The organism is Mesorhizobium sp. M1307 (genome assembly GCF_040318155.1).
In the GTDB taxonomy this organism is placed as follows: Bacteria; Pseudomonadota; Alphaproteobacteria; order Rhizobiales; family Rhizobiaceae; genus Mesorhizobium.
On the sequence record NZ_JAMYLR010000044.1, the window covers coordinates 19,850 to 35,081 of the forward strand.

Consider the following 15,232-nt stretch of genomic DNA (forward strand, 5'->3'; position numbering starts at 1 on the left):
GATGTGACCTGGAGTGAGCGATGGCGGAATCGGTTTACACAGAAATTGAGGTCGCCGCGCCACAAGCGACCGTGTTCGCGCTTTTGACGGATCCGGACCAGATCGTGCGATGGATCGGGACCGAAGCGAATTTGGATGCATCGCCGGGCGGTCTGTTCCTCGTCAATGTCGGTGGTCGCCATATGGCGCGCGGTGAGTTCACCGAGGTGATCCCGGTCCACCGTCTTGCCTACAGTTTTGGCTGGGAAGACAACGAGACAGTGCCGCCCGGCTCCAGCCATGTCGAGATCGACCTGATCGCGAGGGATGCGGGGACACTGATCCGCTTCACGCACAGCGGACTGCCGAACGCAAAGGAGCGTGACAGCCACCGAAGGGGATGGGAGCACTACCTCTCAAGGCTGAAGATCACTGCCGATGGGGGACATGTCGATCCCGATGTGCCGATGAAGAATATGTGATTTTCATCTAAGGGCCACGGATGCCCGTAATCCGAACCAGGCGCGGCATGCGTCAACGAGGCCCCTTTGACCTGCCGTCGCCAAACCGGCCGCTCGGGAAACCCAGCGACCTGCGGGCCGCCGCACCATTACAGCTGCCGGCGACGGATCGTTTCAGCGAGCTCGGCGAAGGCGTCCGCGATCCCGGTGCCGCTCTTGGCGCCTGCGTGGAGTTCTTGAAACTCAGCGCTTCTGGCGCAACGTCTCGGATTGAATTAGCATCCGTTCATCAAAGCTCCGGCCGCACTCCTGCAGGATGCGGAATGCGGAGCGCAGGCGAGCGAGGCCGGGCGCGGTCACATGCCGGGCGCCGATCCAAGCGCGACTGGGCATCCGAACTTCCGTTCGGCGGCAAGACGGCGTGGCCGGGAGGAGTCAGATGCAAAAACTACAATCGCAAGGCGTCCATCACATCACGCTGGTCGGCGCCGGACGTCAGACCTCGATCGATTTCTGGGAGGGCGTGCTCGGCATGCCTTTCATCTTCGAGCAGCCCAACCTCGACAAGCCAAGCGAAAGCCATCTCTATTTCGATCCGGGCGACGGCCGGCTGATCACCGTCTTCACCGACGAGAGCCGCACGCCGGTCAAGCGGCGCACGCCGACCGATACGGGCTGCGTCCATCACATCGCTTTCGCGGTGTCGCGCGTCACCTTCTTGCAGGCGGTCGCCCGGCTCAACGAGCGTGAAATCAAGCACAGCGGCGTCAAGGATCGCGGTTTCATGGATTCGATCTACTTCGAGGATCCGCTCGGCCTGCTAATCGAGCTCGCCTCCTACCGTTTCGAGCCGCCGGCGGGCTTCACCCATGCCGACGTGCTGATGCAGGCGCACAAGATCCGCGTCGCGCGCGGCGATTACAACATCGCCGAAGTGCACCTTGCCGATGCGATCCAGGCGCTTGTCGAGCACTTGCGCGCAACCTTGTCGGAGGATCGCGCACCGAAAAATCCATACTGACGACACGCCAAACAAAGGGAGGACATAATGGCAAAGACAGCAACGAAGAGTGCGAAAAAGCCCGCCGCCAAGGCAGCCAAACCAGGAGCGAAGCCGGCGGCCAAAGCCGCCGCCAAGTCAGCGGCGAAAGTGGCAAAGCCGGCGACGAAGGTCTCCGGCAAAAAGCCCGCGAAGGCCAAGGCGAAGCCTGCGAAAAAGCCGGCGCTCACGCTCAGCATGCTGAAGCCCAGCGTCAACAATATGAGCGTTCGGGTGTTTGCACGCGCCGCCGGGCTCGATCATTCCGAAACCGACGTTTGGGGCCTCACGCGCTCGCCCGAATATATGGCGCGAAACCCGGCCCATCTTACGCCGATGATCGAGGACAAGGGCCTGCCGAGAGGTGTCTTGTGGGAAAGCTGCGCCATCATGCAGTATCTCGCCAACAAGCACGGGCTGGAGAAATTATATCCCAAGGCGCCGGCCAAGCGGGCAATGATCGACAGCGCCATGTTCTACCTGATCGGCACGCTCTACCCCTATGTGGCGCGCGCCACATATCCTGTACTGAATTTCCCGCAATATGCCGGCGAGGTCGGCCACAGCGACGCTCATCCCGACAAGAAGTCGGAAGCCCAGAAGGCCGCTATAGAAGCGATAGCCGAGCCGCTGGAGGTGTTTCACAGCTTCTTCAGGAACGGCAAGCCGTTCATCGGCGGCAAGAACCCGTCGATCGCCGACATCCGTTTGGCGGCGACGCTCGAGTTCCTCGCCGTCATCGACTACGCGCTGCCCCAATGGGCAAAAGACTATATGGCGGCGATCGAGAAGAAGCTCGGCAAGGCCTATGCCGACCCGGCCGCCGACGTGCGCGGCTATATCGCCTATGTGCGGTCGCAGGCCAACGCCTGAGGCACAAGCCAATAGCGGTCGTCCGCACGTCTGCAGGAGCCGGTAATGAACTGGGGATTTTCTTAATCTCCCCTGTTTGCACGATGTGGGGAGCTTAAGGTTTCGTTAACCTAAACCCTTTCTACTGAATCCACCTCCAGCCCGCGACCACGGATGTACTGGCGCGGATGGAAAGCAAAGGTCGGCTGCGCGCCGGCCTTTTGCTTATTTCAGCCCCTGTCGAAGTTGCGCCAGACGGCGTTTCACGACGCCTGCATGGCTGATGAAACGCGTCGCCGCCATCTTGTCATCGCCGCTGTCGGCCCTACCATCGAAGTTCGTCCCGTCCTCGAGGGCGGTTCAAGGACAGAGGCCCTGCCATGAAAAGCATTGCTGGAATGATGGTGATTGCAGGCGCCATGCTGGTGGGCGCAACCGGTCAATCGAATGCAGCGACGCTCAACACCATGCCCGAGGTCGGGGCTGCCATCCAGGCGTGCTGGACCCCTCCGGCGAATGCCGGGAATTCCACCGTCACCCTGAGCTTCAGCTTCAGGCGCGATGGCACGCTGATCGGCCGGCCCAAGCCGACCGCCATCCGCGTCGCCGGCGAGGAGAAGACGCGCCAAGCTTTTGTCGACGCGGCGGTCGCGGCCGTGGACCATTGCCTGCCGTTGAGCTTTTCACCGGCGCTGGCTCAAGGCATCCCGGGCAAGGTGTTCACTCTGCAATTCAACTCGCCCAAACAAGAACAGGTTGCACCGCGAGTGAAGGCTTCGCCTTGATCTTTTCCGACAACCGGATTCCACTTTTCGGGACCTAATGCATGTCGCGCAAAAGTGTGCAGCGGTTTTGCGACAACGACATGCATTAGACAAGAACCTAAGCGCGTCGCATGAGGCCCGGTCGACCGCGATGCGCTTTAGTGGCGCCTTCGTCTCGCCTCGACATGTCGCGCCAGTTCCGGCATCTCGAAGACATAGTCGCTCCAGGCCGATTCCGGTATCTGGCCGGCAAGATAGCACTCCAGCAAAAGCCCCTGCTCGTGGTCGAGTGGCCTCGGTGCGCGTTCATGGTCCAACCCAAGTGAATGGAACAGATTCCTGGTCAGGTCCGCGACAGTGAAGTGGATCGACATTTGCGGTCTCCTCCTTTGGCCGCTCAACGCCGATCCCAGGGCTAAGGTTTCAGCAACGGCCGGCCGGTAACGCCGGATTGATCGCGATGCCGAACCCGCCGCGCGTATCAAACTTCGCCGTGGCGGGCGTCCGCCGGCGTTGCTGCCGGTTCGTCTCAATCTTGAAATAAAAATGTAATATTGAATTTACACGAGTGGATCTAATACACTAGAGCTAAAGTCTCTGGTGGCGGTTTGATCTACTTCAATTAGGAAAAACTGATTTAGATAGTACTTATCCGTAGTCGACAAAGAAATCCTGTTCTCGGTGCAACAAGGATAATGGTCGTTCCAGTGACACGCTTCTGGCCCCTCACGATTCTGATGCTGGTGTCGGCAATAGCCGTTGCGCTCGGCACATCCTTCTCCTACGCGGATAGCTGCGGTGCCATCAGGAGCCAATTGCTTTCGGCGGGGCGCAGCGGCGGGACCAGCCCCGAGCTTGCCCAACTGCGCCGGCAACTCGCCGCGATTCAAAAGCTTGAGAGACAACGCAGATGCACGGCGAAAACGGCCGGCTTCTTCTTCAATCCCTGCGCCGACCTGGTCAGCAGCAAGGCGGAGGTGCAACGGCAGATCGCCAGACTGTCGAATTCGAGCAGGGACACGTCCAGATTGAAGGCCAGGTTTGTCGCGCTGGGCTGCGCCGCCCCCGCTGCCAAGAAACAGCCGGCGCAGCAACGCACGGCACCCAAGGCCCAGTCCGCAGGCACAACAATTGGCGGCAATCGGATGCTGTTTTGCGTTCGCTTGTCGGACGGATATTTCTTCCCCGCGCCAAAATCGCAGTTCGCCAAGGGCGACGATCTGAAGGAAACGGTCGATCAGTGTCGCTACATCTGCGACGATGCCGGCGTCGACCTCTATACGCTGAGCGACGCCACTCGCGAGACCGAGGAGATGGTCGCGCTCGAGTCGGGAAAACCCTATGTGGAGCTACCTGCCGCGTTCCGGTACCGCGACGACGCGAACTTCAAGGCCTGCGACGTCAAGCGCTATTACCGGCGCGTCGCCGAGCTCAGGGCACGAACCGTGACACCGGCCAACATGAGCAACGCCATCATTCCGTTGCCGACGGCAAAGCCGGATCTTGGCGTCGTCGCGGAAATTCCTGAATCCGGGATCGAAACTGCCGGTGCCGCTCTCGCAGGGGCAAAAACGCCGGTTTTCGAGGTGCCAGGGATTGCCCAGCATCAGTCGATCGAGAAAGCGATCGGCGCGCGGCCGGTGAGAGTGGTCGGGCCGGCCTTTTTCCCGGCGGACTGACCAGGGCGGGCGATGTTCCGAGACGGCTGGCCGGATAGCCGCTTCAAGGCCTGGAGCCGTACGCATCGACGGACGTCGGCTGGTTATTCGCAGACCATGCGGGCCCGTTTGCCGGGCTCGCTGACATTCTTGCAAGTTAGCGGCTTCGTCGGCTCCGGCGACAGCATGGGCGGGTTGTTGGTGATCCTCCTCCGAGGCGTTGCAACGGAAGCCGCGCTCCTGCGCACCGCCGGCCTTTTCGGCGTTTGCGGCGCCACTGGAAAGACGTCGGTCTCCAGTTGCGACTGTTCGGCTTGCGCCTGCGGCGAAGGCCTGTCCCAGAAACGGCGAACATCGAGCGGCTTGGGAATGATGACGGTGCCGTCATAGCTGCGCGCGCAGCCGCTTCCCAGAGGCAGCGCCAGGCACAGGAAGACAGGCAGAATCCGTCGAGACATCAGCAATACCCCTGCAAGCTTATAACGCTGCTTCGGCCTAACCGACAACCGGCGGAATAGGGCGAAGGGAGTAGATACCGTGAAGTAGAGTCGTCGCACTTCCAGTCGAAGGCGTTGCTCGAAGATCGAGCGCCGGGTCGGGCGCGGATGGAGGTCCAGCGCGAGTTAGAACCTTGCGATTCGTCAACGCTTCCAGCGTAAGGCCATGGTGCGATCGCACCATACCAAAGCTGCGCTCAGTGGCGACAATGGGATATTCGAAGTTCCGCTCCTCCAGTTACGGGCGGGAGCAGCGACCGCCGGCAAGAAACAGGGTCAGATTTACCCCAACGGACCTGTTTCGGCGATGGCGCGGCCATGACACGTTCTGGCTGCATGCAACGCGCTCCCGTCCGGCTTTTTTCTTTTAAAGCCGGTGGCTACGATCGCCGAGCAGACGATGCCGGCCGGAATTCACGCAAGCTGCTGATTCCAGCGGCAAACCGCGGCCCATGCCGACAAAGCCCGCGGCCGCTCCTTCTTAACCCGGCTGGGCGCCGTTACCGGAGCGACATGAAACTGTCATGCGACTGTAATAATCGGGGGCTATTGGCCTCAGCGGGCGCCGGAGGAATGGCGCCGAGAGACCATATTCCGAACAGGAGCAGGCCACATGAGACATTTCATCCGCTCGGCGGCCGTTGCGATTGCAATGGCTGCGGCGACGACCACCCTCACCCTGTCCGCCGCGCTCGCCGCGGACATCTCCGGCGCCGGCGCCACCTTCCCCTACCCGATCTATGCGAAGTGGGCCGACACCTACAAGAAAGACACCGGCGTTGGCCTTAACTACCAGTCGATCGGTTCCGGCGGCGGCATCAAGCAGATCAAAGCCAAGACCGTTACCTTCGGCGCTTCGGATGCGCCGCTCAAGGGCGACGAGCTTGAAGCGACCGGACTGGCTCAGTTCCCGATGGTGATGGGCGGCATCGTTCCCGTCGTCAATCTCGAAGGCATCAAGCCCGGCGAGTTGGTTCTCGACGGCCCGACGCTGGCCGACATCTTCCTCGGCAAGATCACGAGCTGGGATGACGAAGCGATCAAGAAGCTTAATCCGGACGTCAAGCTGCCTTCGCAGGCGATCGCGGTCGTTCACCGTTCCGATGGTTCGGGCACGACGTTCAACTTCACCTATTACCTCGGCGACGTCAGCGCGGACTGGAAAGAAAAGGTCGGCGTCGACAAGGCCGTGGAATGGCCGGTCGGCATCGGCGCCAAGGGCAACGAGGGCGTTGCCAACAACGTCTCCCAGACCGGCGGCGCGATCGGTTATGTCGAATATGCCTACGCCAAGCAGAACAAGCTCACCCACACCGATATGATCAACAAGGACGGCAAGAAGGTCGAGCCCGCCGCGGCGGCGTTCTCGGCGGCAGCGGCCAATGCCGACTGGAGCTCGCAGCCGGGCTATGGCGTCATCCTCGCCAACGAGCCGGGCGCCGAGTCCTGGCCGATGACGGCGGCAACGTGGATCCTGCTCTACAAGAAGCCGGATGATGCCGCGACCACCGGCGAAGCGCTCAAATTCTTCGCCTGGGCATACGACAAGGGCGACGAGATGGCCGGCGAGCTGGACTACGTTCCGATGCCCGACAAGGTGGTTGAGAGCGTCAAGGCCATGTGGGCCAAGGAAGTCGTCGGCGACGACGGCAAGCCGCTCTACTCGGCTATGTAATCTCCTCCAGGGAGGGCGTCGATGGCGCCCTCCCTGTTGCCTTCAATCGCGAGGACCCAATGACCATCGCTTCCGATGCCATGCCATCATCTGCAGCAGCCCGGGCCAGGGAAGCTACGGTGCGGCGCTTCGCGCTCACAGATGCCATATTCCGCGGACTCACCCGCGCTTCCGCAATTCTTGTGCTGGTCATCCTCGGCGGTGTCGCGATCTCGCTGTTTGCCGGCTCGTGGCAGGCGCTGTCGTCCTTCGGTTTCTCCTTCCTGACGACTGAAAGCTGGAATCCGGTCACGGAAAAATTTGGCGCACTGGCGCCGATCTACGGCACCCTGGTCACGGCGGCCATCGCCATCCTGATCGCGGTTCCGATCGGCATCGGCATTGCAGTCTTTCTCACCGAGCTCTGCCCGCGCCCGCTCAGGCGCCCGATCGGCATAGCGGTCGAGCTGTTGGCCGGCATTCCTTCGATCATCTACGGCATCTGGGGCCTGTTCGTGTTCGCGCCATTCCTGCAGACGACGATACAGCCCTTCATCATCAACATCTTCCATGGCGTGCCGGGACTATCCAGCCTTTTCGCCGGCCCTCCTTACGGCATCGGCCTTCTGACCTCGGCGCTGATCCTCGCCATCATGGTGTTGCCCTTCATCACCTCGATCACCAAGGATGTCTTCGATACGGTGCCGGCGGTGCTGAAGGAATCGGCCTATGGCATCGGTTGCACGACCTGGGAAGTGACCCGGCGCGTGGTCATTCCCTATACCCGCATCGGCATCATGGGCGGCGTCATGCTTGGCCTCGGCCGGGCGCTCGGCGAGACCATGGCGGTGACCTTCGTCATCGGCAACGCCCACCGCATCAGTGCCTCCCTGTTCGCGCCGGGCACGACGATCTCGGCGACCATCGCCAATGAATTCACCGAGGCCGACGGCGACCTCTACACCTCCTCGCTGGTTTCGCTCGGCCTGATCCTCTTCGTCATCACCTTCCTGATCCTTGCCGCCGCCCGCTATATGCTGATGCGGATCGACGCCCGTACGGGAGCCTGACCGATGTCGCCATCCTCATCGCTCCACAGCCGCCGCAAAGCCAGGAATTCGGTGATGATGGCGCTTTGCGTCGTCGCCGCCGGCATCGGGCTTGCCTGGCTGGCGCTCATCCTCGGCGCACTGGTCTATAAGGGCACAGCCGGGCTTTCGTTCGCGGTCTTCACCGAGATGACGCCACCACCGGGCGAGGCCGGCGGCCTGCTCAATGCCATCGCGGGCAGCCTGCTGATGACGATCATCGCCGTTGTCGTCGGCACGCCGATCGGCGTGCTGGCGGGGACCTACATGGCCGAGTATGGACGCTTTTCGCGCATCACCACCGTCGTCCGCTTCATCAACGACATCCTGTTGTCGGCGCCGTCGATCATCATCGGCTTGTTTGTCTATGAGCTGATGGTGCGGCCAATGGGACATTTCTCGGCCATTGCCGGCGCCGTTGCGCTTGCCATCCTGGTCATTCCGGTGGTCGTGCGCACCACTGAAGACATGCTCAACCTGGTGCCGAACGCGTTGCGTGAAGCCGGTGCCGCGATCGGCGCGCCACGCTGGGTGGTGATCCGTTCGGTCGCCTACCGCGCCGCATTGTCCGGCATCGTCACCGGCATATTGCTGGCGATAGCACGCATTTCCGGCGAGACGGCGCCGCTGCTCTTCACCGCGCTCAACAACCAGTTCTGGAGCAGCAATATCAACGCGCCGATGGCCAGCCTGCCGGTGACCATCTTCCAGTTCGCTCTCAGCCCTTACGAGGAATGGCAGCAACTGGCGTGGACCGGCGCACTCATAATCACCCTGACGGTTCTGGGCTTGAGCATCCTCGCCCGCAGCCTTACCGGACGCAGAGAGGACAGATGACACAGATGTTGTCCCCAGACATGACGATGGCCGAAACGGTCGCCGAGAAGACGAAGATCGAGGTCAAGAATCTCAACTTCTACTACGGCCAGAGCAAGGCGCTGAAGGACATCAGCCTGTCGCTGCCTGAGCGCAGTGTCACGGCCTTCATCGGCCCTTCCGGCTGCGGGAAATCGACGCTGCTGCGTGTGTTCAACCGCATCTATGAGCTCTACCCAAAACAGACGGCCGAGGGCCAGGTGCTGCTCGACGGCAAGAACATTCTCGACCGGTCGCAGGATCTCAACCTCCTCAGGACCAAGATCGGCATGGTGTTCCAGAAGCCGACGCCGTTCCCGATGTCGATCTACGAGAACATCGCCTTCGGCGTCAGGCTCTACGAGAACCTCGGCAAGTCCGAGATGGACGGCCGCGTCGAACAGGCGTTGAAGCGCGCCGCGCTGTGGAGCGAGGTCAAGGACAAGCTCAACGCCAGCGGCTTGAGCCTGTCCGGCGGCCAGCAGCAGCGGCTCTGTATCGCCCGCACGGTGGCCGTGAAGCCGGAAGTCATTCTGCTCGACGAACCGGCTTCGGCCCTCGACCCGTTGTCGACCGCCAAGATCGAGGAACTGATCGACGAGTTGCAAGCCGACTACACGATCGTCATCGTAACCCACAACATGCAGCAAGCGGCGCGCGTGTCGCGCCAGACCGCCTTCATGTATCTGGGTGAGCTGGTCGAGTTCGACCGGACCGAGAAGATCTTCACGTCACCCCGCGAGAAGCGCACGCAGGACTACATCACTGGCCGCTTCGGCTGAGCCGTTCCGATCATGCATATGAGGACAGGACCATGGGCGAACACACAGTCGCTTCTTTCGACGAGGATCTCGAGCAGATCAGCAAGCTGATCCGCGACATGGCCGACCTCGCCGGTTCGATGGTCGGCGGGGCGACCAAGGCCCTGTTGAATTCCGACAACGTGCTGGCGCAACGCGTCGTTTCCGACGACGCCATCATGGATGCGCGTCAACGCGAACTGGACGACCGCGCCATCACCCTGATCGCCAAACGCCAGCCGATGGCCCACGATCTTCGCCATGTGGTCGGAGCGATCCGCATGGCGGGCGACCTCGAACGCATCGGCGACCTTGCCAAGAATATCGCCAAGCGCGTGAGTGCGGTCAGCCTCAGCGCCACGCCGCGGGACCTGTCGCATTCCATCGACGCGATGGCGCAGCTGGTTCTCATCCAGGTGCAGGGTGTCATCGAGGAATATGCTGCAGGCGATGCGGCCGCGTTGGCCAAGCTGCGTGCCGCCGACGAGCGCATCGACGTCAAATACACCTCCGTGTTCCGCGAGCTGTTGACCTACATGATGGAAGATCCGCGCAACATCACCGCTTGCACGCACCTGCTGTTCTGCGCCAAGAATCTGGAGCGGATCGGCGACCATGTCACCAACATCGCCGAAAATGCGTATTATGTGCTGACCGGCGAGCAATTGCCGGTCAATCGTCCGAAGCAGGACGAAACGACAATGTCCGCACCGGTGACATGATGGGGGTGCCCAGCCGATGATCGCACCACGCATAATGGTGGTGGAGGACGAGGAGCCGTTGGGTGTGCTGCTCCGCTACAATCTCGAATCCGAAGGCTACCAGGTCGAGGTGGTGACACGCGGCGACGAAGCCGAGATCCGTTTGCAGGAGAATGTGCCCGACCTTTTGGTGCTCGACTGGATGATACCAGCGGTTTCCGGCATCGAGCTCTGTCGTCGGCTGCGGGTGCGCCCCGAAACCGAGCGGCTACCGATCATCATGCTGACCGCGCGCGGCGAGGAGAGCGACCGGGTGCGCGGTCTTTCGACCGGCGCCGACGACTATCTGGTCAAACCGTTTTCGACACCGGAATTCATGGCCAGGGTCAAGGCGCTGCTGCGGCGCGCCAAGCCGGAAGTGCTGTCCAGCGTGCTGAAGGTCGGCGACATCGTTCTCGATCGCGAATCGCACAGGGTCTATCGCAAGAAGAGCGAAATCAGGCTCGGGCCGACCGAATTCCGGCTGCTCGAGTTCATGATGCGGCATCCGGGCCGTGTCTTCTCGCGCAGCCAGTTACTCGATAATGTCTGGGGCGAGACAATCTACATCGACGAACGCACCGTCGACGTGCATGTCGGGCGGCTGCGCAAAGCCGTCAACAACGGCCGGATGCCGGATGTCATCCGCACCATCCGCGGTGCCGGCTATGCGATCAGGGAAGATTGACCCGCCTGGTCAGGCTACGTTCTTTCTGACGCTGGGCCTCATTTGCGCGCCCGGCGCGAAAATCTCCTGGTCGACGAAGCTTAACGCCCGCATCGCGCAGCCTTCGCGGATCAGCGGCAATTCGTTCGGCTCTGTATCGAAGGAGATCGAGCCTGAATGCTGGCCGCCGGCGGTCTGGGCGATTGCCTTCCGCAAGGCCGGCTCGATCAGATCGAAGGCGGCGGCACTGGCGCCGACCATCGCGACCGGTGCCGGATCGATCAGCGCGAACAGCGAGCCGAGACCGAAACCCAGCGCTTCGCCGGCCTTGCGGTAGGCCTCGCGTTCCGGCCCATCTTTCTCGCGCGCCCGGGCCGCCAGTGCTCGCATGTCGGCGTCGCTGACGTCGGCGACCGGTTCGCTGTCTTCGCTCATCTGCCTGGCGTTGCGCCAGATGGCGTAGTTGCCGGCATAGGCCTCGATGCAGCCGCGCCGCCCGCAACGGCAGAGCGCGCCGCCCGGACGATGGATCATGTGGCCAAATTCGCCGCCCGAGGAATGCGTCCCGGTGAACAGTTCGCCCTTCAGCACCAGCCCCATGCCGATGCCATGCGAAAGCAGGATGGCGATGAAGTCGTCGCGATAGCGATCCAGATTGCGCCAGCGCAAAGCCACCGCCATCATGTTGCAGTCGTTCTCCACCGTTGCCGGGGTGCCGAATTCGTCCTCCAGCATGTCGGCAAAGGCGATGTCGGTCTGCGGCGTGATCGGCGACCACAGCATGGCGCGTGCAGGGGAGTCGGTAATGCCCTGAATCGCCAGGGCGATGCGGGCGACACTGCGGACGTCAAGGTCTGGATCCTGCAGCCGGCGCCGGACGATGGCCATGCATTCACGGATCAACTCGTCGCGCGGCATGGTCAGCGTGTCCAGCCGGCGCTGTTCCTCGGCGATCACCTGTCCCGTATAGTCGATAATGGCGGCCGACAGGAAATTCAGCGACAACACCACGGTCAGCACCGCCGCCGCTTCCGGATTGAGGGCGAGGCCGACCTGCGGACGACCGCGTTTCAACGAAACGGGCTCACTTGCCTTGCTCTCGGCGAGGATGCCTTCCCGTATCAGGTCGGAAGAGATCGCCGATATGGTCGAATGACTGAGGCCGGTGGTAGCTGCGATCTCAGTACGCGATGGCTGGCCGGCCCGGCGCACCGCCGAGATCACCATCGCCCGGTTGCGCCGGCGCAAATCGTCATGGCGGATTCCGACCGACATTGGTTTGCTTTCCTCCCGGTTGCCCGCGGCCGCTCATGAACCGGAAGCCGTCGGTAATGTCCGACAAATAGTGTCGGATGCAGGCAAATAGTGTCAGATGCAGGTGGCGCTGTCATCGTTTATTCCGACGCTCGAAAAAACTCGCAGAGTCATCAAAATCCATCAGAATCGATGTTGACAGCAGCAGGAGATCGGGCCAGTATTTTTTCGAGGCTCGAAAAAATTAGAGCTTCTAAGCTGGTCTTTGAGCCAATTGATCACGCCGTACGCGGCGCAGGGAGGATATGATGAAGAAATTCACGACCGCCATTCTGGCGGGTGTCGCCATGACGCTGGCGCTGGCGTCGGTGGCGCAGGCTAAAGACAAGGTCATCGGCGTTTCCTGGTCGAACTTCCAGGAAGAGCGCTGGAAGACCGACGAGGCCGCAATGAAGGCGGCCATCGAGGCCGCAGGCGACAAGTATATTTCCGCCGACGCACAGTCCAACCCCGGCAAGCAGCTCACCGACGTCGAGAGCCTGATCTCGCAGGGCGCCAACGCACTGATCATCCTGGCGCAGGATGCCTCGGCCATCGGGCCGGCCGTGCAAAAGGCGCTGGACGAAGGTATTCCGGTTGTCGGCTACGACCGGCTGATCGAGAACAAGGACGTCTTTTACCTGACCTTCGACAACAAGGAAGTCGGCCGCATGCAGGCCCGCGAAGTCTTCAAGGTGAAGCCGGAAGGCAACTACGTCTTCATCAAGGGTTCGGGTTCCGATCCGAATGCCGATTTCCTGTTTGCCGGTTCGATGGAGGTGCTGAAGGAGGCCATCGACGGCGGCAAGATCAAGAATGTCGGCGAGGCCTATACCGACGGCTGGCTGCCGGCCAACGCTCAGAAGAACATGGAACAGTTCCTGACCGCCAACGACAACAAGGTCGATGCCGTGGTCGCCGCTAATGACGGCACTGCCGGCGGCGTCGTCGCCGCGCTGACGGCGCAAGGGCTGGCCGGATCGGTTCCGGTTTCGGGCCAGGACGGCGACCACGCCGCGCTGAACCGCATCGCGCTCGGCACACAGACCGTGTCGGTGTGGAAGGATGCGCGCGAGCTCGGCAAGAATGCCGCCGAGATCGCCTCGCAACTGGCCGACGGCAAGCAGATGACCGACATTGCCGGCGTGAAGGATTTCACCACGCCCGGCGGCAATACCGTCAAGTCGCTGTTCCTGACCCCGGTCGCCATCACCAAGGACAACCTCAACGTCGTCATCGACGCCGGCTGGATCAAGAAAGAAGAGGTCTGCGCCGGCGTGACGGCTGGCACTGTTGCAGTCTGCAACTGAGCCGACGTTTCCGAGAAGTCCGAACGCCGCGGCCGCTCGCCGCGGCGTTTTTTCAACAAGAGTTGTTTTTCCGCTTCCGGCGGATAACTTCTAGGCTGCTTCCGGCATCCGCGGCAGACGGCAACCCGGCGGGAGAAACATCATGACCGACACGACGTCCAACACGCCGGTCGACAACACGGCAGACCGGGCACGGGAATCCGAGCTCGGCATCGTTGCCCGATTTCTCAAGGCAACCGAACTCGACACGCGCATGCTCGGCATGGTCGGCGCGCTGCTGGTCATCTGGGTCGGCCTGCATGTCATTTCTAGCGTACGGCTCGGCGTCAATCCGTTCGACTTCGACAGCCGGACCTTCCTGACGCCACGCAATCTCTGGAACCTGTCGGTGCAGACTTCGGCCGTGGCCATAATGGCCGCCGGAATGGTGCTGGTTATCGTCATGCGCAATATCGACCTGTCGGTCGGCTCCGCCGAAGGCCTGATCGGCGTGGTCATGGGTTTTGCGCAGGTGCATTTCCTGGTGCGAATGGTCGGTCTGCAATTAGGCAACCCCTGGATCTGGATCCTGGCACTGGCCATCGGCCTGGCGCTTGGCCTTCTGATCGGAGCGTTCCAGGGATACATCATCGCTTATCTCGAGGTGCCGGCCTTCATCGTGACGCTGGGCGGCCTTCTGGTCTGGCGGGGTGCCGCATGGTGGGTCGTCAGTGGGCAGACGATTGCGCCGCTGGATGCCACTTTCCAGCTGATGGGCGGCGGACCGACGGGTTCGATCGGCGCGCGATGGAGCTGGATCGTCGGAATTGTCGCGTGCCTGGCGGTTGTGTTCATGCTGCTCAACGGGCGGGTGCAGCGCAAGCGGTTCCGCTTCCCGTTACGCCCGATCTGGGCCGAGACGTTCCTCGGGGCCGTCACTTGCCTTGTCATCATGGGCGCCATATGGCTTGCCAATTCCTATCCTTGGCCGGTCGGCATCGTGAACAGATATGCGGCGGCCAACAATATAACCGTTCCCGAAGGCGGGCTGTTCATCGCCCATGGCATCGCCATACCCGTGCTGATGGCTGTAGCCGTAGGGCTGATCATGACCTTCATCGCCAAGCGTACCCGTTTCGGCCGCTATGTCTTCGCCATCGGCGGCAATCCGGAAGCAGCCAACCTTGCCGGTATCAACACGCGCTGGGTGACCATGAAGGTGTTCATGATCATGGGCGTGCTGGCGACGATCGCCGCAGCGATCTCGTCAGCCAGGCAGAACTCGTCGACCAATGCGCTGGGCACGCTGGACGAGCTCCTGGTCATCGCGGCGGCGGTGATCGGCGGCACGTCGCTCGCCGGCGGCTCCGGCACAGTGCTCGGCGCCATGCTCGGCGCGCTTTTGATGCAGTCGCTGCAGTCCGGCATGGTGCTGCTCGGCATCGATTCGCCGCTGCAGAGCATCGTTGTCGGAGCCGTGCTGGTGGTCGCGGTGTGGCTCGATACCGTCTATCGCAAACGGGTCTGAGCATGATCCCGCAAGGTGGAAACCGGTTTTCGTACAACTTGGTGCTCAAGCAGGACCTCTAGGGAGGA

Annotated in this window: 16 protein-coding genes; 13 read left to right on the forward strand and 3 right to left on the reverse strand. The window is 61.9% G+C overall.

What is annotated here, in order from left to right:
• The first annotated feature begins 20 nt into the window (after nucleotides 1-20).
• The 4 genes from NKH16_RS29200 (at nucleotide 21) to tolA (ending at nucleotide 3,116) form a co-directional block, all read left to right on the forward strand.
• A complete protein-coding gene (locus NKH16_RS29200; RefSeq protein ID WP_023678521.1) occupies nucleotides 21-461 on the forward strand; it encodes an SRPBCC family protein in 441 nt (146 codons plus the stop codon).
• 418 nt (nucleotides 462-879) lie between these two features.
• Complete coding sequence (locus NKH16_RS29205) at nucleotides 880-1,461, forward strand: VOC family protein (RefSeq protein ID WP_352619700.1); 582 nt, start codon at nucleotides 880-882, stop codon at nucleotides 1,459-1,461.
• Between the two features lie 27 nt (nucleotides 1,462-1,488).
• The gene (locus NKH16_RS29210) at nucleotides 1,489-2,352 is read left to right on the forward strand and encodes a glutathione S-transferase family protein (protein ID WP_352451135.1); all 864 of its coding nucleotides are present in this window, start codon (nucleotides 1,489-1,491) and stop codon (nucleotides 2,350-2,352) included.
• A gap of 380 nt (nucleotides 2,353-2,732) precedes the next feature.
• The gene (gene tolA / locus NKH16_RS29215; protein WP_352641851.1) at nucleotides 2,733-3,116 is read left to right on the forward strand and encodes a cell envelope integrity protein TolA; all 384 of its coding nucleotides are present in this window, start codon (nucleotides 2,733-2,735) and stop codon (nucleotides 3,114-3,116) included.
• Nucleotides 3,117-3,253: 137 nt separating this feature from the next.
• On the opposite strand, the gene NKH16_RS29220 is transcribed toward tolA, so the two are convergent.
• Complete coding sequence (locus NKH16_RS29220; RefSeq protein WP_352451137.1) at nucleotides 3,254-3,469, reverse strand: hypothetical protein; 216 nt, start codon at nucleotides 3,467-3,469, stop codon at nucleotides 3,254-3,256.
• 333 nt (nucleotides 3,470-3,802) lie between these two features.
• On the opposite strand from NKH16_RS29220, the gene NKH16_RS29225 reads away from it, so the two are divergent.
• Nucleotides 3,803-4,774 (forward strand): DUF2865 domain-containing protein, encoded by a 972-nt coding sequence (locus NKH16_RS29225; protein ID WP_352747475.1) that lies wholly within the window; start codon nucleotides 3,803-3,805, stop codon nucleotides 4,772-4,774.
• A gap of 83 nt (nucleotides 4,775-4,857) precedes the next feature.
• Here NKH16_RS29225 and NKH16_RS29230 read toward each other — a convergent pair whose 3' ends face one another.
• Nucleotides 4,858-5,211: a hypothetical protein gene (locus NKH16_RS29230; protein ID WP_023678529.1), complete on the reverse strand. Its 354-nt coding sequence runs from the start codon at nucleotides 5,209-5,211 to the stop codon at nucleotides 4,858-4,860.
• Nucleotides 5,212-5,863: 652 nt separating this feature from the next.
• Here NKH16_RS29230 and pstS point away from each other — a divergent pair.
• The 6 genes from pstS to phoB are packed head-to-tail and all read left to right on the forward strand — an operon-like array spanning nucleotide 5,864 to nucleotide 11,075.
• Complete coding sequence (gene pstS / locus NKH16_RS29235) at nucleotides 5,864-6,925, forward strand: phosphate ABC transporter substrate-binding protein PstS (protein WP_352451140.1); 1,062 nt, start codon at nucleotides 5,864-5,866, stop codon at nucleotides 6,923-6,925.
• Nucleotides 6,926-6,984: 59 nt separating this feature from the next.
• Nucleotides 6,985-7,974, forward strand: coding sequence for a phosphate ABC transporter permease subunit PstC (gene pstC / locus NKH16_RS29240; RefSeq protein ID WP_352451142.1), 990 nt, complete (start codon nucleotides 6,985-6,987; stop codon nucleotides 7,972-7,974).
• Nucleotides 7,975-7,977: 3 nt separating this feature from the next.
• Nucleotides 7,978-8,829, forward strand: a complete 852-nt coding sequence (gene pstA / locus NKH16_RS29245) for a phosphate ABC transporter permease PstA (RefSeq protein ID WP_352451143.1) — start codon at nucleotides 7,978-7,980, stop codon at nucleotides 8,827-8,829.
• Entirely contained in the window at nucleotides 8,826-9,629 is an 804-nt protein-coding gene (gene pstB, locus NKH16_RS29250) for a phosphate ABC transporter ATP-binding protein PstB (protein ID WP_352451144.1), read from the forward strand. The genes pstA and pstB overlap by 4 nt, the downstream gene beginning before the upstream one ends.
• A 32-nt stretch (nucleotides 9,630-9,661) precedes the next feature.
• Entirely contained in the window at nucleotides 9,662-10,369 is a 708-nt protein-coding gene (gene phoU, locus NKH16_RS29255) for a phosphate signaling complex protein PhoU (RefSeq protein ID WP_352451145.1), read from the forward strand.
• 16 nt (nucleotides 10,370-10,385) lie between these two features.
• Nucleotides 10,386-11,075 (forward strand): phosphate regulon transcriptional regulator PhoB, encoded by a 690-nt coding sequence (gene phoB, locus NKH16_RS29260; protein ID WP_031212149.1) that lies wholly within the window; start codon nucleotides 10,386-10,388, stop codon nucleotides 11,073-11,075.
• Between the two features lie 9 nt (nucleotides 11,076-11,084).
• Here the strand turns inward: phoB and NKH16_RS29265 are convergent, their stop codons facing one another.
• A complete protein-coding gene (locus NKH16_RS29265) occupies nucleotides 11,085-12,329 on the reverse strand; it encodes an ROK family protein (protein ID WP_352903149.1) in 1,245 nt (414 codons plus the stop codon).
• Nucleotides 12,330-12,616: 287 nt separating this feature from the next.
• Between NKH16_RS29265 and xylF the strand changes: the two genes are divergently transcribed.
• Nucleotides 12,617-13,657, forward strand: coding sequence for a D-xylose ABC transporter substrate-binding protein (gene xylF / locus NKH16_RS29270; RefSeq protein ID WP_352747469.1), 1,041 nt, complete (start codon nucleotides 12,617-12,619; stop codon nucleotides 13,655-13,657).
• A 142-nt stretch (nucleotides 13,658-13,799) separates the two neighbouring features.
• A complete protein-coding gene (locus tag NKH16_RS29275; RefSeq protein WP_352745272.1) occupies nucleotides 13,800-15,164 on the forward strand; it encodes a sugar ABC transporter permease in 1,365 nt (454 codons plus the stop codon).
• Nucleotides 15,165-15,232 lie beyond the last annotated feature (68 nt).